General features: G+C 74.4%; 16 protein-coding genes and 1 pseudogene. 15 read left to right on the plus strand and 2 right to left on the minus strand.

Annotation, left to right across the window (positions count from 1 at the left end; genetic code table 11):
- Positions 1-35 precede the first annotated feature (35 nt).
- Together rpsR and rplI are read left to right on the plus strand one after the other, a co-directional pair.
- Positions 36-272 (plus strand): 30S ribosomal protein S18, encoded by a 237-nt coding sequence (gene rpsR, locus ACFP3U_RS22970; protein WP_030304537.1) that lies wholly within the window; start codon positions 36-38, stop codon positions 270-272.
- Between the two features lie 17 nt (positions 273-289).
- Complete coding sequence (gene rplI, locus ACFP3U_RS22975) at positions 290-736, plus strand: 50S ribosomal protein L9 (protein WP_380227506.1); 447 nt, start codon at positions 290-292, stop codon at positions 734-736.
- Positions 737-876: 140 nt separating this feature from the next.
- On the opposite strand, the gene ACFP3U_RS22980 is transcribed toward rplI, so the two are convergent.
- Positions 877-2,202 (minus strand): MATE family efflux transporter, encoded by a 1,326-nt coding sequence (locus ACFP3U_RS22980; RefSeq protein ID WP_380227507.1) that lies wholly within the window; start codon positions 2,200-2,202, stop codon positions 877-879.
- Between the two features lie 545 nt (positions 2,203-2,747).
- On the opposite strand from ACFP3U_RS22980, the gene dnaB reads away from it, so the two are divergent.
- Both dnaB and ACFP3U_RS22990 read left to right on the plus strand, forming a co-directional pair.
- On the plus strand, positions 2,748-4,298 hold the full coding sequence (dnaB, locus tag ACFP3U_RS22985) for a replicative DNA helicase (protein ID WP_380227548.1): 1,551 nt from the start codon (positions 2,748-2,750) through the stop codon (positions 4,296-4,298).
- A gap of 154 nt (positions 4,299-4,452) precedes the next feature.
- Positions 4,453-5,883 carry an acyltransferase family protein gene (locus ACFP3U_RS22990; protein WP_380227508.1) on the plus strand — a complete coding sequence of 477 codons (1,431 nt, stop codon included), beginning with the start codon at positions 4,453-4,455 and terminating at the stop codon, positions 5,881-5,883.
- A gap of 97 nt (positions 5,884-5,980) precedes the next feature.
- On the opposite strand, the gene manA is transcribed toward ACFP3U_RS22990, so the two are convergent.
- Positions 5,981-7,180: a mannose-6-phosphate isomerase, class I gene (gene manA / locus ACFP3U_RS22995; protein WP_380227509.1), complete on the minus strand. Its 1,200-nt coding sequence runs from the start codon at positions 7,178-7,180 to the stop codon at positions 5,981-5,983.
- Positions 7,181-7,508: 328 nt separating this feature from the next.
- Between manA and ACFP3U_RS23000 the strand changes: the two genes are divergently transcribed.
- From ACFP3U_RS23000 to ACFP3U_RS23050, 11 genes and pseudogenes are all read left to right on the plus strand, one after another.
- Positions 7,509-8,270 carry a polyprenol monophosphomannose synthase gene (locus ACFP3U_RS23000; protein ID WP_380227511.1) on the plus strand — a complete coding sequence of 254 codons (762 nt, stop codon included), beginning with the start codon at positions 7,509-7,511 and terminating at the stop codon, positions 8,268-8,270.
- A 196-nt stretch (positions 8,271-8,466) separates the two neighbouring features.
- Positions 8,467-9,435 (plus strand): MBL fold metallo-hydrolase, encoded by a 969-nt coding sequence (locus tag ACFP3U_RS23005; protein WP_380227512.1) that lies wholly within the window; start codon positions 8,467-8,469, stop codon positions 9,433-9,435.
- 23 nt (positions 9,436-9,458) lie between these two features.
- Positions 9,459-10,409: pseudogene (locus tag ACFP3U_RS23010) on the plus strand (NTP transferase domain-containing protein).
- A gap of 2 nt (positions 10,410-10,411) precedes the next feature.
- Positions 10,412-11,632: a molybdopterin molybdotransferase MoeA gene (locus tag ACFP3U_RS23015; RefSeq protein ID WP_380227549.1), complete on the plus strand. Its 1,221-nt coding sequence runs from the start codon at positions 10,412-10,414 to the stop codon at positions 11,630-11,632.
- Positions 11,629-12,705, plus strand: coding sequence for a potassium channel family protein (locus ACFP3U_RS23020; protein WP_380227513.1), 1,077 nt, complete (start codon positions 11,629-11,631; stop codon positions 12,703-12,705). Before ACFP3U_RS23015 ends, ACFP3U_RS23020 begins: the two co-directional genes overlap by 4 nt.
- A 10-nt stretch (positions 12,706-12,715) precedes the next feature.
- Positions 12,716-13,279 (plus strand): YbaK/EbsC family protein, encoded by a 564-nt coding sequence (locus tag ACFP3U_RS23025; protein ID WP_380227514.1) that lies wholly within the window; start codon positions 12,716-12,718, stop codon positions 13,277-13,279.
- A 66-nt stretch (positions 13,280-13,345) separates the two neighbouring features.
- Positions 13,346-14,323 carry an NAD(P)H-quinone oxidoreductase gene (locus tag ACFP3U_RS23030; protein WP_380227515.1) on the plus strand — a complete coding sequence of 326 codons (978 nt, stop codon included), beginning with the start codon at positions 13,346-13,348 and terminating at the stop codon, positions 14,321-14,323.
- Between the two features lie 173 nt (positions 14,324-14,496).
- Entirely contained in the window at positions 14,497-15,330 is an 834-nt protein-coding gene (locus ACFP3U_RS23035; protein ID WP_380227516.1) for a chromosomal replication initiator protein DnaA, read from the plus strand.
- A 228-nt stretch (positions 15,331-15,558) separates the two neighbouring features.
- Positions 15,559-16,167 carry a bacterial proteasome activator family protein gene (locus tag ACFP3U_RS23040; RefSeq protein ID WP_380227517.1) on the plus strand — a complete coding sequence of 203 codons (609 nt, stop codon included), beginning with the start codon at positions 15,559-15,561 and terminating at the stop codon, positions 16,165-16,167.
- Positions 16,168-16,461: 294 nt separating this feature from the next.
- The gene (locus ACFP3U_RS23045; protein WP_380227518.1) at positions 16,462-17,850 is read left to right on the plus strand and encodes a protein kinase domain-containing protein; all 1,389 of its coding nucleotides are present in this window, start codon (positions 16,462-16,464) and stop codon (positions 17,848-17,850) included.
- A gap of 112 nt (positions 17,851-17,962) precedes the next feature.
- On the plus strand, positions 17,963-19,768 hold the full coding sequence (locus ACFP3U_RS23050) for a protein kinase domain-containing protein (RefSeq protein WP_380227519.1): 1,806 nt from the start codon (positions 17,963-17,965) through the stop codon (positions 19,766-19,768).
- Positions 19,769-19,786: the final 18 nt, after the last annotated feature.

A 19,786-nucleotide genomic window follows, 5' to 3' on the forward strand; every position in this document is an offset into this window, starting at 1 on the left:
ACGCCGGCCCGGTCGTGAACCCAATGGAGCACACAATGGCGAAGCCGCCTGCTCGCAAGCCGAAGAAGAAGGTTTGCGTCTTCTGCAAGGACAAGGTCAACTACGTTGACTACAAGGACACGAACCTGCTGCGGAAGTTCATCTCCGACCGTGGCAAGATCCGTGCCCGCCGGGTCACCGGCAACTGCACCCAGCACCAGCGTGACGTCGCCACGGCCGTGAAGAACAGCCGTGAGATGGCGCTGCTGCCCTACACCAGCACCGCGCGCTAAGAGAGGGTGACCGAACAATGAAGATCATCCTCACTCACGAGGTGCCGGGTCTCGGCTCCGCCGGCGAGGTCGTCGAGGTCAAGGACGGCTACGCCCGCAACTACCTGGTCCCGCGTGGCTACGCCATCCGCTGGACCAAGGGTGGCCAGAAGGACGTCGACGCGATCCGTCGCGCCCGCAAGATCCACCAGATCCAGACCCTCGAGGCCGCCAACGAGGTCAAGGGCAAGCTGGAGGGCGTCCAGGTCAAGCTGGCCGTTCGCTCGGGCGAGGCCGGCCGTCTGTTCGGCTCGGTGACCCAGGCCGACGTCGTCGAGGCCATCAAGGCCGCCGGCGGCCCGGCGGTCGACAAGCGCGCCGTCGCGATCTCCTCCCCGATCAAGACCGTGGGTACCCACAAGGTCTCGGTCAAGCTGCACTCGGACGTCCAGGCCAACCTGGACATCGCCGTCGTCGCCGCCTGAGCAGCGACAACGCCGTAGCAGTGGCCAGAGGGCCGGTCTCCCCGCTCGGGGAGGCCGGCCCTCGGTCGTGTCGCGGCCAGTAGCGCCCGTACCGCCGGGGCCCGTGCTGCTCGGGTTTGCGTTGCTCGGGTTTGCGTTGCTCAGCCGCGTACGGCGCCGGTGACCAGCCACTTGCCGCCGCGCGCCCGCCAGCCCAGGAAGCCGCCGCGGACCAGCATGAAGAGGTTCAGCGCCCACCAGAGCCCGGCCAGTCCGGTGCCGCTGGCCGGCACCAGCAGGGCGGCCGGCGCGAACACGACGAGCGTGGCCAGCATCGCCCAGGCCAGGAACGGGCCGTCCCCCGCGCCCATCAGCACGCCGTCCAGGACGTACACCAGCCCGGAGACCGGCTGGCAGAGCGCGAGCAGCAGCAGGACCGTGTTCAGCTGGTGCTGCACCGCCGGGTCCGGGGTGAACAGCGGGACGTACAGCGGCCGGGCGACCACCACCAGCACGCCCAGCACCGCCCCGGCGCCGATGCCCCACTCGATCATCCGCCGGGTGGCCGCCCGGGCGCCCGGGGCGTCCTCGGCCCCCAGGCAGCGGCCGATGATGGCCTGGCCGGCGATCGCGATGGCGTCCAGCGCGAAGGCGATGAACAGGAAGACCGTCATGGCGATCTGGTGCGCGGCGATCTCGTCGTCGCCCAGCCCGGCGGCCACCGCGGTGGCGATCATCAGGATGGCGCGCAGGCTCAGGGTGCGGACCATCAGCGGCCCGCCGGCCTTCGCGCTCGCCCGGATCCCGGCCGCGTCCGGCCGCAGCGAGGCGTGCTCCCGGCGGGCCCCGCGCACCACGACGAACAGGTAGGCGGCGGCCATGCCGGTCTGGGCGATCACCGTGCCCCAGGCCGAGCCGGCCACGCCGAGCCCGGCGCCGTAGACCAGGCCGGCGTTCAGGCCGAGGTTGGCGGCGAACCCGGCGACGGCCACGTACAGCGGCGTGCGGGTGTCCTGGAGTCCGCGCAGCACCCCGGTGGCGGCCATCACCATGAGGATCGCGGGTATGCCGAGCGCGCTGATCCGCAGGTACGTGACGGCGTACGGCGCGGCCGTCGGGGACGCCCCGAGCACCTCGGCCACCCCGGGCGCGAACAGCAGGGTCAGCGCGACCACCCCGGCGGAGAGCGCCAGCGCCAGCCAGATGCCGTCGATGCCCTGCTGGATCGCGGCCCGGCGGTCCCCGGCGCCGATCCGGCGGGCGACCGCGGCGGTGGTGGCGTAGGCCAGGAAGACGAACACCCCGGTCGCGGTGGTGAGGGCGGCCGAGGCGACGCCGACGCCGGCCAGCTGGGCGGTGCCGAGGTGGCCCACGATGGCCGAGTCGGCCATCAGGAAGAGCGGCTCGGCGACCAGGGCGCCGAAGGCCGGGACGGCGAGGGCGAGGATCTCCCGGTCGTGGCGGCGGCGGTCGGTGGTGAGGGTCATGGGGTCCAGGCTACTCATCCACAGGTAAGTGCCACCAGGGTATTTCATCGCTTACTCGTACGCCTGGGCGACCGGGCCGTCCGGGTCTGTGTCCACCGCCACCCGGCTGTGTGTGAAGAATTTCTCATGCACAGGCCCCGGAGGAGGGAATCGCAGGTCAGCGAGTTGACGGTGGATCGATGGTCTGGTTATCCACAGGGCTTTCCACAGGGGCGTCCACAGGTTTGCGGCACTTCTCCACAGCCGTGGGCCACTCGTCCACACCCCCTGTGGATAACCGCCTTGGCCGAAAGGCTCCCGGCGCCTTAGCGTGGGCCCTCCGTCCGACACTCCCAGCCACCCCGGCGTCCGATTTGTCGGTGCGGTGGCGTAGAAATGCGGTGGTGCGGAGTCGGGCTCCGGCCCGCCCCAGCCACCGGCAAGGCCCGCTCCAACTCGCACCACTCGCTGATCGGGGAACACGCGTGACCGGCCCCCAGTACGACGACCACGACGCCCCGCCCCCGCCGGAGGACGACTGGCAGGGCGCCGACGACCCCTTCCCGGTGAGTGCCTTCGCCGACGCCCCCTTCCCGGACGGTCCCGGCGACCGGCTGCCGGTCTCGCGTGCCCGCGCCAACGGCCAGGGACAGGGGCAGGGCCAGGGAAAGGGGCAGGGCGGCGGCTTCCAGAAGGGCGGCGGCTCGGGCGGCTCCGGCGGCTTCCAGCGGGACGGCGGCAAGCGGCGCCAGGGCGGCGAGGACGAGCGCGGCGGCGAGGGCGGCCTGGAGGGCTTCGAGCGCGTCCCCCCGCAGGACCTCGCGGCCGAGCAGTCCGTCCTCGGCGGCATGCTGCTGTCCAAGGACGCCATCGCCGACGTGGTCGAGGTGCTCAAGCCCGCCGACTACTACCGCCCCGCGCACGAGCTGGTCCACGGCGCGATCCTCGACCTGTACGCGCGCGGCGAGCCGGCCGACCCGATCACCGTGGCCGGCGAGCTGACCAAGCGCGGCGAACTCCAGCGGGTCGGCGGTCCCGGCTACCTGCACACCCTGGTCAACTCCGTCCCGACCGCGGCCAACGCCGAGTACTACGCCCAGATCGTGCACGAGCGCGCGGTGCTGCGCCGGCTGGTCGAGGCGGGCACCCGGATCGCGGGCATGGGCTACGCCGCCGAGGGCGACGTCGACGAGATCGTCAACGCGGCCCAGGCGGAGATCTACGCCGTCACCGAGCAGCGCACCAACGAGGACTACGCGCCGCTCGCCGACATCATGGAGGGCGCCCTCGACGAGATCGAGTCGATCGGCTCCCGCAACGGCCAGATGTCCGGCGTCCCGACCGGCTTCGCCGACTTCGACGCGCTCACCAACGGGCTCCACCCCGGCCAGATGATCGTCATCGCGGCCCGCCCCGCGATGGGCAAGTCGACCCTGGCGCTGGACTTCGCCCGGGCCTGCTCGATCCACCACAAGCTGCCGAGCGTGATCTTCTCCCTCGAAATGGGCCGCAACGAGATCGCCATGCGCCTGCTCTCCGCCGAGGCGCGGGTGGCGCTGCACCACATGCGCTCCGGCTCGATGACGGACGACGACTGGACCAGGGTCGCCCGCCGGATGCCGGACGTCAGCGAGGCGCCGCTGTTCATCGACGACTCGCCGAACCTGTCGATGATGGAGATCCGCGCCAAGTGCCGCCGGCTCAAGCAGCGCAACGACATCAAACTGGTCGTCATCGACTACCTCCAGCTGATGCAGTCCGGCGGCTCCCGCCGGGCCGAGAACCGTCAGCAGGAGGTCTCCGACATGTCGCGAAACCTGAAGCTGCTGGCCAAGGAGCTGGAGGTGCCGGTCATCGCGCTCTCCCAGCTGAACCGTGGCCCCGAACAGCGCACCGACAAGCGGCCGATGGTCTCCGACCTGCGCGAGTCCGGCTCGATCGAGCAGGACGCCGACATGGTCATCCTGCTGCACCGCGAGGACGCCTACGAGAAGGAGTCCCCGCGCGCCGGCGAGGCCGACCTCATCGTCGCCAAGCACCGCAACGGCCCGACCGCCACCATCACCGTGGCCTTCCAGGGCCACTACTCCCGCTTCGTCGACATGACCCGCGACTGACCCGCGACCGGCCGCGGATCGGCGGTGGATCGGCCGGGGGGTCCGGCTGCGGGGGATTCGCCCCGATTCGGAGGCGGTGTGGAGCTCCTGCACCGACCGTTCACGAAGGGGGGTGCGGAGCCCGCGCCGGAGATGGGCTAGCCTCCGGCGCGTGATGACAATCAGATCCCGCTTTCGCCGAGAAGTCACCGGAGCAGCCGCCGGATCCGCACCCCCGTCGGCGAACCGGCTCGGCTGGCTGGACGCGCTGCGCGGTATAGCGGCGCTGGCCGTCGCGGCCCATCACTTCGAGCTCCTGCGGATCGTCCCGTACGGCGGCGAGATCGCCGCCCACTTCGACCTCGGCTTCTACGGGGTCATCGCGTTCTTCATCGTCAGCGGCTACATCATCCCGGCCTCGCTGGAGCGCCGCGGTGACGTCCGGGCGTTCTGGATCGGCCGGATCTTCCGGATCTACCCGGCGCTGATCGTGGCGATGCTCCTGTCCGAGTTCATCCTGCCGTCCGCCTACCAGGTCCTGACCTTCGACAGCTACCACCACGACAAGCTCTGGCTGGTGGGCAACGGCCTGATGCTGACGGACGTCCTCGGTGTGTGGAACGGCTTCGGCGTGAGCTGGACGCTCACGTTCGAGATGCTCTTCTACTTCTTCGTCAGCAGTCTGTTCACGTTCGGCTGGCACCGGCGCAGCACGCCGATCGCGGTCGGGGCGGGGGCGGTCGCCCTGGTGATGGGCGTCTGGATCCCGTCGCACAGCCTGCAGAACAGCAACCAGGAGGTCTACAACCTCGTGACCGCGGCCCTGGCCGTCGTGGTCATGGGCGTGGCCTCCATGCTCAGCGGCAACGCCTCGCTGGCCCGGACCGGCGGTCTGCTGCTGGGCGGGCTCAGCCTGTACCTGGTGTGCACCAACGGCCGGGTGCCCGCGTTCGAGACCTTCACCATCTTCGCGACGATGTTCGCGGGCACGGTGTTCTACCGGGCGCAGCACGGGCAGATCGAGCGCGTCGAGGCCGGGCTGGCCGTCGGTTTCGTGGTGGTGGCGGGCGCCCTGGTGGGGTGGATGTACAACCGGGGCCCGTGGGCGGACGCGACCTCCACCTTCACCTGGGAGGCGTGGACCTACGCCTACCTGGGGGCGTGGGCGTCCTTCGGCCTCTTCTTCCTGCTGCGCAGGCGGCGGTGGCCGCGCGTGATGGTCTGGCTGGGCGCGGTGAGCTTCTCGGTCTACCTGCTGCACTGGCCGGTCAAGCGGTTCCTGCTGTGGCGGCTCGGCTGGGACCCCAAGTACTACTGGAAGAACCTGTCCGACCTGCCGTTCGCCGAGCGCTGGGCGTACGTGGCCGGGTACGTGGCGGTGCTGCTGCTGGTCTGCTGGGTGGTGTACCGGCTGGTCGAGGTGCCGTTCCAGAACCTGGGCCGCAAGCTGACCAAGGCGGCGAACCGGAAGTGGCCCCCGCAGTCCCTGGAGCACCCGGAGCCGGCCGCGGCGGTGGCCGCCGTCCCGGCGCAGGCCTCGGGAGCGGCGGAGCCGGCCCTGGTGGGCGCGGGCCAGGGCTCCGGGGGCCCGGCCGGGACGGTCTGAACGGTCTGAACGGTCTGAACGGTCTGAACGGTCTGAACGGTCTGAACGGGCGGGGCGTGCAGCCGGGCACCCGCCCGGCGGGCCTCGCCGACCGGGGTCAGAGGGTGACGGTCGCCCGGAAGACGGTGGCGGCGGTGCCGGTGAGCCGGGTCGGGGTGCCGTCGGCCGGGAGGAAGGCGGACTCGCCCTGGGCGAGGTCCAGCACCTCGCCGTCGGCCGAGGTCAGCCGGGCGTTGCCGGCGGTGCAGAGGAGGATCTGCGGGGCCTCGCCGCCGACCGTCCGCTCCTGGCCGGCCAGGTCGAAGCGGGAGAGCCGGAACTCGTCGATCGGTACTGGGTACAGCTCCTCGCCGGGCGTCCCGTCGACCGGGACCGGCAGCAGCGGCTCGGGCGCGGAGGGGGCGAACTCGACCACCCTGAGCAGCTCCGGCACGTCGATGTGCTTGGGCGTGAGGCCGGCCCGCAGCACGTTGTCCGAGTTGGCCTGGAGCTCGACGCAGACGCCGTGCAGGTACGCGTGCGGGACGCCGGCGCCCAGGTAGAGGGCCTCGCCGGCGCGCAGCAGGACGTGGTTGAGCAGCAGCCCGGCGATCAGCCCGCGGTCCCCGGGGAAGTCCCGGGCGATCCGGGTGTACGGCGCGTACGGCCCGGTCGGGTCCTCGGCGGCCGCCTTGCCGATCGCCTCGGCGGTGTCCCGGACCGCGGCCTCGGCGGCCGGGCCGTCCAGACCGAGGGCGGCGGCCAGGGCCCCGCTGAGCGCCTCGGACTCGTCCTCGGCCCGCAGCGGGGCGATCACCGGCTCCAGCGCGGGGACGTCGAGCCCGGCCAGCAGCGCGGCCGCCTCGGCCGGCCGGCGGAAGCCGCAGAGACCGTCGAAGTCGCCCAGCGCGCAGATGAGTTCGGGCTTGTGGTTGGCGTCCCGGTAGTTCCGGTGCGGGGCGTCCAGCGGGATCCCCAGGGCGTTCTCGGCGGCGAACCCGGCCCGCGCCTGGTCGAGCGAGGGGTGGGCCTGGATGGAGATCGGGATGCCCGGCGCGAGGACCTTCAGCAGGAACGGCAGGGTGGGGCCGAACCGCGCCACCGAGGCGGCGCCCAGCTCGCCCTCGGGGTCCGCGGCGATCAGCTCGTCCAGCCGGCGCGGCCCCTCGCCCCGGTCGGCCCGGGAGGGGTCGCCGGGGTGGGCGCCCATCCAGAGCTCGGCCTGCGGTTCGCCGGTCGGCTCCTGCCCGAGCAGCTCGGGGAGCGCGGTGACCGATCCCCAGGCGTACGGGCGGACGGTGTTGACGAGCTTGTCCATGGGCGCGGTCCTGCTCCTTTGCTGCGGTGGGCTGGCGGGCCTCGCCGCCGGGCGGCGCCCGCGGGCGGGGTGGACGGTGGCATCCGGGTATCCGGGCAAAGGCCGGGCATCGACCCTAGCCGACCCACACCTCCGCAGGGGAAACGCCGGGTGCCGCCGGGGAGTGCCTCGGGCGGAGGGTCGGTGCGAGGACGCGGTAGTAGGATGCCAGGATCCAGTGATTTCCACAGCGTTCTCCGGGTCGGCGGGTGCCGGCCGGGACTCTGTCTTCCGATGAGTGCGGGCAACGGTGACTGGCACTTCCCGCCACCGGCCGAGAGGTTAGTACGTGACCGTCAACCAGCAGAGTTTTGCTGATCTCGGCCGGGTGCTGGTGATCATCCCCACCTACAACGAGGTGGAGAACGTCGAGCGCATCGTCGGCCGGGTCCGCGCCGCCGTCCCCGAGGTGCACGTCCTCGTCGCCGACGACAACAGCCCGGACGGCACCGGCGAGCTCGCCGACAAGCTGGCCGCCGAGGACCCCCAGGTGCGTGTCATGCACCGCAAGGGCAAGGAGGGCCTGGGCGCCGCCTACCTGGCGGGCTTCCGCTGGGGCATCGACGAGGGCTACGACGTGCTCGTCGAGATGGACGCCGACGGCTCCCACCAGCCCGAGGAACTGCACCGGCTGCTCACCGCGCTGCGCGGCGCCGACCTCGTGCTCGGCTCGCGCTGGGTGCCCGGCGGCCGGGTCGTGAACTGGCCGAAGTCCCGGCTGCTGCTCTCGCGCACCGGCTCGACCTACTCGCGGCTGATGCTCGGCGTGCCGATCCGGGACGTCACCGGCGGCTACCGGGCGTTCCGCAAGGAGACGCTGCTCGGCCTGGGCATGGACGAGGTCGCCTCGGCCGGCTACTGCTTCCAGGTCGACCTGGCCTGGCGGACCGTGAAGGCCGGCTTCAAGGTGACCGAGGTGCCGATCACCTTCGTCGAGCGTGAGCTGGGCGCGTCCAAGATGAGCCGGCACATCGTGGCCGAGGCGCTCTGGCGGGTCACCTCCTGGGGCGTCGCCGCGCGGTTCGCCCGGCTGACCGGCGGAAAGCGCTGAGACCGCCGGACCACCCGGACACCTGATCGGGAAGGCGTGCCCCGCCGGGCGCGCCTTCCGCGTTTTCGGCGTGCCCTGCTCCCATGCTGTAGGGCGCCGGGCCGTCCCCGGGACCGCCGCCGTACGCGCGCGCACGCCCGTATGCCCGCTCGCCCGCTCGCCCGCACGACCGCCGCCGAACCAGAGGGAGCAGCCAGTGACGTCGTCGCCGTCCGAGGAGAACGCCGCCGCTGCGCCCGCCGCTGCTGCGCCCGCCGCTGCTGCGCCCGCCGCCGACGCGCCGGTCCGGCCGCTGGAGGTCGCCGTCTTCACCGGCCCCGAGACGGCCTTCTTCGCCACCTCCACGCTGATCCTCGGCGAGCACACCGCGATCCTGGTCGACGCCCAGCTCACCCGCAGCGCCGGCCGGGAGCTGGCCGAGTGGGTGGCGGGCAAGGGCCGCCGGCTGCTGGCCATCGTGATCACCCACCACCACCCCGACCACTACTTCGGCGCCGAGGAGGTGCTGCGGCTCTTCCCCGACGCGCGGCTGCTGGCCGCGCCGCCCGTCGTGGACGGCATCCTGCGCACCGCCGCCGCGAAGGTCGCCCAGTGGAAGCCGGTGTACGGCGACGACATCCCGGACCACCCGCTGGTCCCGGCCCCGCTGCTGCCCCAGCCGCTGATGCTCGACCGGCAGGTGATCCCGGTCCTGCTGCTCGGGCAGGGCGACTGCGACGGTTCCACCGTGGTGCACGTGCCGAGCATCCGCACCGTGATCGCCGGGGACTTCGTCTACAACGGCACCCACGTCTGGACCGCCGACACCACGCCGGAACGCCGCACCGCGTGGATCCGCAACCTCGGCCGGATCGGCGAGCTCGGCGTGGACCGGGTGATCGCCGGACACCGCGCGCCCGACCAGGGCGACGACGCGGCCCGGGTGCTCGCCTTCACCGGGGAGTACCTGCAGGACTTCGACCGGCTGCTGGCCGAGCACCCGGACGACCCGGAGGCGCTGGTCGCGGCCGTGAACCAGCGGTACGGGGAGCTGACCCTGCCGGCCGTGCTGGAGCTGAGCGCCGCCGCCAACACCGCCGCTGCCGACGAGACCGAGACCGAGGCCGCTGCCAAGGACGCGGACGAGGACGAGGACGAGGCGGGGGACGCGGCGGCCACCGCCTGACCCGGGCGGCGGATACTGACGGCATGACGCCGTACGACGTGATCGTCCCGGCCGGGGGAGCCGCCCGGCGGCTCGGCGGCGCGGACAAGCCCGGCCTGACCGTCGGCGAGACCACCCTGCTGGACCGGGTGCTCGCCGCCTGCGCCGGCGCCCGGACCACCGTGGTGGTCGGCCCGGCCCGGCCCACCGCCAGCCCCGGCGTCCGCTGGACCCGCGAGCGCCCGCCCGGCGGCGGGCCGGTGGCCGCCGTCGCCGCCGGCCTCGCCGAGGTGACCGCCGAGGTGGTGCTGCTGTTCGCCGCCGACCTGCCGTTCCTCGACGAGCGGACCGTCCACCGGCTGGTCACCGCCCTCGACGGAGCCGGCCCGGACACCGCGGCGGCCGTTCTGGTCGACGCCGCCGGCCGCGACCAGCCGCTCGCCGCCGCCTACCGCACCGCCGCCCTGCGCGCCGCGCTGGCCGCCGCCGGCGACCCCGCCGGCCTTCCCCTGCGCCGGCTCACCGGCCCCCTGCGCACCCTGCGGCTGGCCGACACCGACGACGTCACCTACGACTGCGACACCTGGGAGGACCTCGCCCGCGCCCGCGAACGCGACGGTTCCTAGCCGCCCTCTCACCGCCCGCCGCGCCCCGGCGTGAGGGAAACGACGCGCGGCGCTGACCGGGCAAACATTCCGGGGAAACCGCCGATCGGGCAGCATGTCCGCATGGAGCGCACGCTGGATGACTGGATCGCCGAGGTCCGTGCCGAGCTGGACATCGACCTGGAGGTCGATGTCCGGGGCCTGCTCGACCTGGCCCGGGTGGTCGCCCACGGGGTGGACCGGCCCGCCGCCCCGCTGACCGCCTTTCTGATCGGGTACGCGGCCGCGCAGCGCGGCGGCGGCCCGGAGGCGGTCGCCGAGGCGTCCCGGCAGGCCGCCGCGCTCGCCGAGCGCTGGGCGGCCCGGGCGGCCGACCCGGGGCAGCCGTGAGCATGCTGGAGGACCTCGCCGTGCTCGACCAGCCACCGGCCCCGACCGGCCCGGCCGGCCCGGCCGGCTGGGCGGCGGTCCGCGAGGCCGCCCGCCGGGCCGGCCGCCGCGCGTCGGCGCCGCCGCGCCTGCCGCTCGCCGAGGCGCCCGGCCGCACCCTCGCCGAGCCGCTCACCGCGCTCACCGACCTGCCCGCCTTCGACACCTCGGCGATGGACGGCTGGGCGGTCGCCGGCCCTGGCCCCTGGCGGGTGGCCGGCCGGCTGCTGGCCGGGCGTCCCGCGGACGGCCCGCTGGCCGACGGCGCCGCCGTCGAGATCGCCACCGGTGCCCAACTGCCGCCCGGCGCCACGGCCGTGCTCCGCCGCGAGCACGGCGAGCCGGACGGACCGCTGCTGCGCGAGCGCGTCCCCGGTGCGCTGACCACCGGCCAGGACGTCCGACCGCGCGGCCAGGAGTGCCGGCGCGGTGAGGTGCTGCTCCCGGCCGGGACCGAGGTCGGCCCCGCGGTGCTCGGCCTGGCCGCGGCCAGCGGTCACGACCGGCTGGCCGTGCACCGCCGCCCGGTGGTCGAGCTGCTGGTGCTCGGCGACGAACTGCTCGGCTCCGGCCTGCCCCGGCCCGGTCTGGTCCGGGACGCGCTCGGTCCGCTGCTGCCGCCGTGGCTGCGCGCGGCCGGCGCCGAGACCGGCGAACCGCGCGCCGTCCGCGACGACTTCGGGCTGCTCCGGGACGCGCTGCGGCACTCCACCGCCGATGTGGTGGTCACCACCGGCGGGACGGCGGCCGGTCCGGTGGACTTCCTGCACCGGGCGCTCGCCGAGGTCGGTGCCCGACTGCTGGTGGACGGCGTCGCCGTCCGGCCCGGCCATCCGATGCTGCTCGCCGAACTGCCCGGCGGGCGCCACCTGGTGGGCCTGCCCGGCAATCCGCTGGCCGCGGTCGCGGGGACGGTCACGCTCGCCCTGCCGCTGCTGCGCGCGTTGGCCGGCTGCGGCGCCGGCGACCCGGCCCGGGCCGTCGCCGTCGCCGTCGACGCGCTGCCCGGCCACCCGGTGGACACCCGGCTGCTGCCGGTCCGGCGGACCGCCCGCGGGGTGGTCCAACTCCCCTACGATGGACCGGCGATGCTGCGCGGACTGGCCCTGGCCGAGGCGCTCGCCGTGGTGCCGCCCGGCGGCGCGCCGGCCGGTGCCACCGTCGAACTGCTGGAGGCACCGTGAGCGCCGGAGCGGGCCGCGGCCGCGGTCTCGGCCGACTGGCCGGCCGGTCCGAGGCCGAGCCCTGGGCCGACGCCGGGATCGTGCTGCCCGCGCGGCGCACCGCCCCCGCCGTCCGGCAGGTCGGCTTCCGGCTGCTGCTGGCGCTGGCCGTGCTGGTGGCCACCACCCTGATCGTCTGGCTGGACCGCGGCGGCTACAACGACAACGCCGGGGGCGGGGTGAGCTTCCTGGACTCGGCGTACTACGCCACGGTGACGCTCTCCACGACGGGCTACGGCGACATCACCCCCTTCAGCGACACCGCCCGGCTCACCAACATCTTCGTGATCACTCCGCTGCGGGTGCTCTTCCTGATCATCCTGGTCGGCACCACCCTCGAAGTGCTCACCGAACGCACCCGCCAGCAGTGGCGGTTGAACCGCTGGAGGTCCACCGTGCGCGAGCACACCGTCGTGATCGGCTACGGCACCAAGGGCCGCAGCGCGGTCGACACCCTGCTCGGGCAGGGGATGCGCAAGGACGAGATCGTGGTGGTCGACCCGCAGCGCAAGGCGGTCGACCAGGCCGCCCAGCACGGCCTGGTGGGCGTACTCGGCGACGCCACCCGGACCGACACCCTGCTGCGCGCCGGACTGCCCACCGCCGCCCGGGTGGTGGTGGCGCCGGAGCGGGACGACACCGCCGCCCTGATCACCCTGACCGCCCGCCAGCTCACCCGCACGGCGACCGTCGTCGCGGCGGTGCGGGAGGACGAGAACGCCCCGCTGCTGCGGCAGAGCGGCGCCGACGTGGTGGTCACCAGCTCCAGTTCGGCGGGCCGGCTGCTCGGCATGTCGATGCTCAGCCCGCACACCGGCGCGGTGATGGAGGACCTGCTCACCTACGGCAACGGCCTGGACGTCATCGAGCGCCCGGTCACCCGGGCCGAGGCCGGGCACAGTCCGCGCGACTGCGAGGACCTGGTCGTCGCGGTGGTCCGCGGCCGGCGGGTGATCAACTACACCGAGCCGGAGGCCCGTACGCTGCAGATCACCGACCGGGTGATCGTCATCAAGTCGGGCGGTGCGACGTAGGGTTGGTGCCATGATCGATCAACCGCTGCTCCCGTTCGGCAGGTTCGAGTCCGCCGCCCCCGCGTTGGAGGTGGCCGACCGGCTGGCGGCCCCGGTGGCCGGGCTGCTGGAGGCGTGGGACGACCGGGAGGCTGCCCGGTCCGTGCTGTACGTCGACACCGACCCGGAGAAGGCCGACACCGCGGTCTTCTGCGAGACCTACGACGTGCCGCTCGACGCCTCGGCGAACTGCGTGGTGGTCGCCGCCCGGCGCGGTGGCGAGACGACTCTCGCCGCCTGCCTGGCGCTGGCGACCACCCGGGTCGACGTCAACCGGGTCGTCCGCAAGCACCTGGAGGCCCGCAAGGCCTCGTTCGCGCCGATGGACACCGCCGTCGAGGCGACCGGCATGGAGTACGGCGGGATCACCCCGGTCGGGCTGCCGGCCGACTGGCCGCTGCTGGTCGACGCGGCGGTGGCGGCGGTCCCGTTCGTGCTGGTGGGCAGCGGGCGGCGGCGGGGCAAGCTGATCCTGCCGGGCCGGGTGGCGGCCGCGCTGCCGGGTGCCGTGGTGCTCCCGGACCTGGCCGGCTGACAGGCGGGCTGCTGACAGGCGGGTTGGAGGACCGTCCGGCCGCCGGGGCGCAGTAGCGTCGGGCCCATGCATGCGATGACGATTCCTGAACCCGGCGGGCCCGAGGCGCTGCGCTGGGCCGAGGTGCCGGACCCGGTGCCCGGCGAGGGCGAGGTCCTGGTCGAGGTGGCGGCCACCGCCGTCAACCGGGCCGACCTGCTGCAGCGGCAGGGCTTCTACGACCCGCCGCCGGGCAGCTCGCCCTATCCGGGCCTGGAGTGCGCGGGCCGGATCGCCGCCCTGGGCCCCGGGGTGGCCGGCTGGGCGGTCGGCGACGAGGTCTGCGCGCTGCTGGTCGGCGGCGGCTACGCGGAGCGGGTCGCGGTGCCGGTCGGTCAACTGCTGCCGATTCCCAAGGGGCTGACCCCGGAACAGGCCGCGGCGCTGCCGGAGGTCGTCTGCACGGTGTGGTCCAACGTCTTCCTCACCGCGCACCTGCGGCCGGGGGAGACGGTGCTGGTGCACGGCGGCGCGAGCGGCATCGGGACGATGGCGATCCAGCTGGCCAAGGCGGTCGGCGCCCGGGTGGCGGTGACGGCGGGCGGCCCGGAGAAGCTGGCCCGCTGCGCCGAGCTGGGGGCCGACGTGCTGATCGACTACCGGGAGCAGGACTTCGTCGAGGCGGTCCGGGAGGCCACCGGCGGCGCCGGGGCGGACGTGGTCCTGGACATCATGGGCGCCGCGTACCTGTCGCGGAACGTGGACGCGCTGGCGGTCAACGGGCGCCTGGTGATCATCGGGCTGCAGGGCGGGGTGAAGGGCGAGCTGAACCTCAACACCCTGCTGCGCAAGCGCGGCGCGGTGATCGCGACCAATCTGCGCGGGCGGCCGCTGGCCGAGAAGGCGGCGATCGTGGCGGCGGTGCGCGAGCACGTCTGGCCGCTGGTCGAGTCCGGGGTGGTGCGGCCGGTCGTCGACCGGGTGCTGCCGCTGACGGAGGCCGCCGAGGCGCACCGGGTGCTGGAGGCCGGTGCGCAGGTCGGCAAGGTGGTGCTGCGGGCCTGAGCCGTGCGGACGGCTGCGGACCGGTGGGGCCCGAGCCCCGCCGGTCCGCCGTCCAGGTCCGCCGTCCCGGGCGTCCAAAATGCCCGGAATGGCGGACTGTGTGAGTCTGGACGGGAGCTGTCCCGCCGCCGACCCCGCCCTGCGCGGTCGGCCGTCGCGGAAGGACCTCGACCGTGCCCGCACCTTCGTCTTCGTCCGCGTTCCTCGGGCCGCTGCCGGCGGCACTGCCGCCGCATCCTTCCCGTCGCCGCTCCGGGCGCGCCCGGCGGCTGCTGGGGGTGGCGGTGTTCGGCCTCGCCGTGCCGCTGGTCATCGGGCCGGTGGCGGTGGCCGCGCCGGCCGGCGTCGGTGCCGTCCCCGTTCCGGTCGCCTCCCCGGAGCCGTCCGCGCCCTCCGACGCGCCCTCCGACGCGCCCTCCCCGGAGGCCTCCGCCAGGCCGATGCGACCGTCGGCCGGCGCCGACCCGGGCCCGGAAGCCGTCCCGGAGGAGTCCTCCCCCGAGGTCGAGCCGTCCACTGCTGCGACCCCCTCCACCACCGCCTCGGCCTGGCAGTCGGCCGCCCCGGGCCGATCCGGTCCGTCCTGGGCCGGGTGGGAGCAGCGCCGGTACCGGCACCGCCCCGCCTCGGCGCCCGAACGCCCCGAATCGGCCCCCGAGGGCGCGCCGGACCTCGGCCGGGCCCAGGCCGCCGAGCGGACGCCCGAGCGGACGCCCGAGCGGAGGCCCGAGCGGTCGGCCGAGGCCGGGGTGGACGCCGCCGGTCCGGTGGCCGGCCCGCAGGGCGGCACCTCCGCTGCGCCCGACTCCCCGGGCGCACCGGGCGAGGACTTCACCGGCGAGACGCTGGCGCTCGGCCTGCCCGGTCAGCAGACGGTGACGGTCGGCCCGGTCGTGCTGCCCACCCGCTGGGACGACGCGGCCACCCGCCAGCTCCCGCTGGGCGCCGGCCTCGGCCTGATCGGCTGCGGGCTGGGCCTGATCGGCCTGCGGTTGCGCCGCGACTGAGACCGGCCGCGACCGGCCGCGACCGACCGCCGCAGGGGCCGAAGGCCCGACGGTTCCGCGCTCCGGCAGGCGAACTGAGTACCCGTACGGATACCGGCACCCCGCGCCCGGGCGTAGCGTCGTCTCCGGACGACGGCGGACCGGGGCCGGTGGCGGCAGCGGCACCGGGCGGGGCGGGTTGGTCGGGGGCCGCCACCCGGGCAACCCCAGTGAGGAAGAATGTGATTCATGACGAATCCGATGAACGAGCGCTCGTCGCAGGAGTTCCACCAGGCCATGGGCGGGCAGCCGCAGGACGGCCAGAAGGTGCTGATCGTCGGACCGGACGGGCTGCCGGTGGGCCCGGCGATGGGCGGCCCGATGGGGGCCGACGACGGCGAGGGTCCGCGTGAACTGCCGGTGACCGAGATGGTCGAGCAGCCGGCCAAGGTGATGCGGATCGGCAGCATGATCAAGCAGCTGCTGGAGGAGGTCAGGGCGGCCCCCCTCGACGAGGCGAGCCGGGCGCGGCTGAAGGACATCCACGCCAGCTCGATCAAGGAGCTGGAGCTGGGCCTGGCCCCCGAGCTGGTCGCCGAGCTGGAGCGGCTGTCGCTGCCGTTCACCGAGGACTCGATCCCGACCGAGGCCGAGCTGCGGATCGCCCAGGCCCAGCTGGTGGGCTGGCTGGAGGGCCTGTTCCACGGCATCCAGACCGCGCTGTTCGCCCAGCAGATGGCCGCGCGGGCGCAGCTGGAGCAGATGCGGCGGGCGCTGCCGCCCGGCCTGCACGGCGGGGAGGCGGAGGGCGACGACCCGGGCGAGGGCCGCGGCATCCGCTCCGGCCCCTACCTGTAGGCCGTCGGCCGTACCCGCACCGCCACGGCCCCGCCGGGGCCGCACGTCACCGGGCGCGGTACGCCGACCCGGTGGCGGACGCACTACTGACGGGTGCCGGGTCGCGACCTGGACACAGTGTCGGCCCTGGGCCGGTCGGTGTCCTCGCGAGCCGATACCCTGGGCCCCTGTCGCAGGCCGGTCGAGCCGCGACAGGGGTCGGGCAGGCCAGCGGGCCGGGCCCGGGACACGCACGGACGAGACCGAATGTCACGGTCGCGGCGGCACGGCCGCGCCGAGGGGGAGCAGAGGACCATGAGCGAGCACGGCAACGCGGCGGTCGAGGGCTACTCCCTGGGCAACGGGCGGTACGTGCTGCAGCGGGTGCTGGGCGAGGGCGGCATGGCCTCGGTGCACCTCGCGTACGACAGCGTGCTGGACCGGCAGGTCGCGCTGAAGAGCATGCACAGCGAGCTGGGCCGGGACGACTCGTTCAAGGAGCGGTTCCGCCGCGAGGCCCAGGCGGTGGCCCGGCTGGAGCACCCGAACATCGTCACGGTCTACGACAGCGGCGAGGACATCGCCCCGGACGGCTCCAGCACCCCGTACATCGTCATGCAGCTGATCGACGGCCTGGGCCTGCGGGACGCCATCAACGAGGCGGTCGCCCAGCACGGCGCGATGCCGGTCGACGAGGCGCTGCGGGTCACCGTCGGGGTGCTGAACGCGCTGGAGGCCTCGCACGACATGGGCCTGGTGCACCGCGACATCAAGCCCGGCAACGTCATGTTCGACCGCAAGGGCAACGTCAAGGTCATGGACTTCGGCATCGCCCGCGCGCTGGAGAGCGGGGTCACCTCGATGACCCAGACCGGCATGGTGGTCGGCACTCCGCAGTACCTCTCGCCCGAGCAGGCGCTCGGCAAGCCGGTGGACGCCCGCTCCGACCTCTACTCGGTCGGCGTGATGCTCTTCGAGATGGTCACCGGCCAGCTGGTCTTCGACGGCGACTCGGCCTTCTCGATCGCGTACAAGCACGTCCAGGAGGAGCCGCCGGCGCCGTCCGCGCTGAACCCGCGGCTCTCCCCGGCGGTCGACGAGTTCGTCGCCACGGCGCTGCGCAAGGACCCGGCGCACCGCTTCCCGAGCGCCGCGGCGATGCGCGACGAGGCCGAGCGGCTGATCGCCGCGGCCAAGGGCGGCGGCAGCCCGCTGGCGGCCAGCAACCCGCTGCTGATCACCGACGGGCCGCGTTCGGTGCACGCCGCGCACACCCCGCCGCAGACGCCGCCGCCGTTCCCGCAGCCGCAGCCGTACCAGACGCCGCCGCCGGCGTTCCAGGCTCCGCAGACGCCGCCGCCGTTCCCGCAGCCGCAGCCGTACCAGACCCCGCCGCCGGCCTTCCAGGCGCCGCACACGCCGCAGCCCTTCCCCCAGCAGGCGCACACCCCGCCGCCGCACCCGATGCCGGCGCCGCCGTTCCAGCCGCAGCCGGCGCCCGCGTCGAACAGCGGTGGCTGCTCGACCGCGCTGGTGATCATCGGCATCATCGTCGGCGTGATCGTCCTGGCGGTCATCATCATCGCGATCGTGGTCAACCGGGCCGAGCGGGACTCGAAGTCCGGGTCGAAGACGCGCGTCTCGGGGCCGACGGCCACGGTGCTCCACCTGGACGGTCCGGCCGACCGGAATGGCCTGCTCTGACGCGTTCCGTCCGGATCGCTCGTGCCGCAGGGGTCGGCCGGAGGCGGTAGCGTTCGGGGAATTACGAGCGACAGGGCACCGCGATCCGAGCGAACGCCCGGGGCGAGGAGCGATGGCACAGACGCAGCGACCGGACGACGACGAGGGGGCCTGGGCGACCGGTCCGACCGGCGGGGCCCCGCGGACGCCCGAGCCCGGTAGCGACGCCGCCACGACCGCGCTCCCGCCGTACGGTGGCCCGCAGACCCCCGGCCGGGGCACCACGGCCCCGCTGGGCACGGTCGGTGACGGCCGCTACCGGCTGACCCACCGGCTCGGCCGGGGCGGCATGGCCGAGGTGTTCGCCGCCCAGGACGTCCGGCTCGGCCGGACCGTCGCGGTGAAGCTGCTCCGCGGTGAACTGGCCCAGGACGAGATCGCCCGGCTCCGCTTCACCAGGGAGGCGCACGCCGTCGCGGCGCTCAACCACCACGCGATCGTCGCGGTGTACGACACCGGCGAGGAGTACGTCGGCGAGGAGTCGACGCCGTACATCGTGATGGAGCTGGTCGAGGGCCGGACCGTCCGCGAGCTGCTGGTGGACGAGGCCGCCCCGCCGGTCGACCAGGCGCTGATCATCATCGCCGGGGTGCTGGAGGCGCTCTCCTACAGCCACCGGCACGGCATCGTGCACCGGGACATCAAGCCGGCCAACGTGATCATCACGACCGCCGGCGCGGTCAAGGTGATGGACTTCGGCATCGCCCGGGCGCTCACCGGCACGGCCTCGACGATGACCCAGACCGGCATGGTCATGGGCACCCCGCAGTACCTCTCGCCGGAGCAGGCGCTCGGCAAGCCGGTCGACCACCGCTCCGACCTGTACGCGGCCGGCTGCATGCTCTTCGAGCTGCTGGCGCTGCGCCCGCCGTTCACCGGCGACACCCCGCTCTCGGTGGTCTACCAGCACGTGCAGGACCAGCCGGTGCCGCCCTCGCAGGCCAATCCGCGGGTGCCGGCCGGGCTGGACCCGCTGGTGCTGCGCTCGCTCGCGAAGAACCCGGACGACCGCTTCCAGGACGCCGACGAGTTCCGCGCGCACATCGAGCACGCGCTGCGCGAGCTCACCGGCGGCACCGGCGGCTGGCCGACCGGCGCGGCGGCCGGGCTGGCCGCGGCGGGCCAGGGCCACAGCGGCGGGATGCCGTCGATCGGCACGGACGAGACGGCCGTGCTCGGGGCCGGTGTCCCCGGCGACCCGACGGCGATGCTGCCGTACCAGGTGCCGGGCGGCCCGCACACGCCGTCCTCCGCCTACCCGCCCTACGGCGGCGACGGGCACGACGGTGACGGGCCCGGGCGCGGCTCCGGCCGGCGCGGGCCGTGGCGCTGGGTGGCCGGCATCGCGGCGGTGGTCGTGGCGGCCGGCATCGGCATCGCCATGGCGCTGAGCGGCAACGACGGCGGCGGTGGCGGGAAGCCGGGCAACCTGACCCCGGCCACCAGCGCGGTGTCGACGGCGCCGGAGCCGACCACGCCCACCTCCGGCTCGACCGCGACCACGTCGCCGTCCGGCCAGAACACGCGCCGTCCGCAGCAGCAGCCGACCGACACCTACAACGGCGGCAACCAGAGCCAGGGGCCGAGCCAGCCGGGCGGCAAGCACTCGCCGAGCCCGACGATGACGCCGAGCCCGACCGGCAGCAAGCCGTCGACCCCGACCGCGAGTTCGACCGGGACGGGCTCCGCCTCGCCGACCACCCCGCCGACCACGGGGACGGGCGGCGGCGCGACGACGGCCCCGGCCACGCCGCCGGCGACCAACCCGCCGCCGGCCGGTGGCGGTGGCGGTGCCACCCAGACGCCGCCGGTCGGCGGCGGTGCCGGCGGCACCACGCCGAAGCCGACCGGCGGGGCGGCCACTCCGCTGGTTCCCTGACGGGACCGGCTGGCCCGC

The organism is Kitasatospora misakiensis, assembly GCF_042656005.1.
GTDB lineage: Bacteria > Actinomycetota > Actinomycetes > Streptomycetales > Streptomycetaceae > Kitasatospora > Kitasatospora misakiensis.

What these genes read in the sequence shown, in the direction of transcription:
- rpsR (WP_030304537.1), top strand. Translation starts at nt 36, where the DNA reads ATGGCGAAGCCGCCTGCTCGCAAGCCGAAGAAGAAGGTTTGCGTCTTC.
- rplI (WP_380227506.1), top strand. Translation starts at nt 290, where the DNA reads ATGAAGATCATCCTCACTCACGAGGTGCCGGGTCTCGGCTCCGCCGGC.
- ACFP3U_RS22980 (WP_380227507.1), bottom strand. Translation starts at nt 2,202, where the DNA reads ATGACCCTCACCACCGACCGCCGCCGCCACGACCGGGAGATCCTCGCC.
- ACFP3U_RS22990 (WP_380227508.1), top strand. Translation starts at nt 4,453, where the DNA reads ATGACAATCAGATCCCGCTTTCGCCGAGAAGTCACCGGAGCAGCCGCC.
- manA (WP_380227509.1), bottom strand. Translation starts at nt 7,180, where the DNA reads ATGGACAAGCTCGTCAACACCGTCCGCCCGTACGCCTGGGGATCGGTC.
- ACFP3U_RS23015 (WP_380227549.1), top strand. Translation starts at nt 10,412, where the DNA reads ATGCTGGAGGACCTCGCCGTGCTCGACCAGCCACCGGCCCCGACCGGC.
- ACFP3U_RS23025 (WP_380227514.1), top strand. Translation starts at nt 12,716, where the DNA reads ATGATCGATCAACCGCTGCTCCCGTTCGGCAGGTTCGAGTCCGCCGCC.
- ACFP3U_RS23030 (WP_380227515.1), top strand. Translation starts at nt 13,346, where the DNA reads ATGCATGCGATGACGATTCCTGAACCCGGCGGGCCCGAGGCGCTGCGC.
- ACFP3U_RS23040 (WP_380227517.1), top strand. Translation starts at nt 15,559, where the DNA reads ATGACGAATCCGATGAACGAGCGCTCGTCGCAGGAGTTCCACCAGGCC.
- ACFP3U_RS23045 (WP_380227518.1), top strand. Translation starts at nt 16,462, where the DNA reads ATGAGCGAGCACGGCAACGCGGCGGTCGAGGGCTACTCCCTGGGCAAC.
- ACFP3U_RS23050 (WP_380227519.1), top strand. Translation starts at nt 17,963, where the DNA reads ATGGCACAGACGCAGCGACCGGACGACGACGAGGGGGCCTGGGCGACC.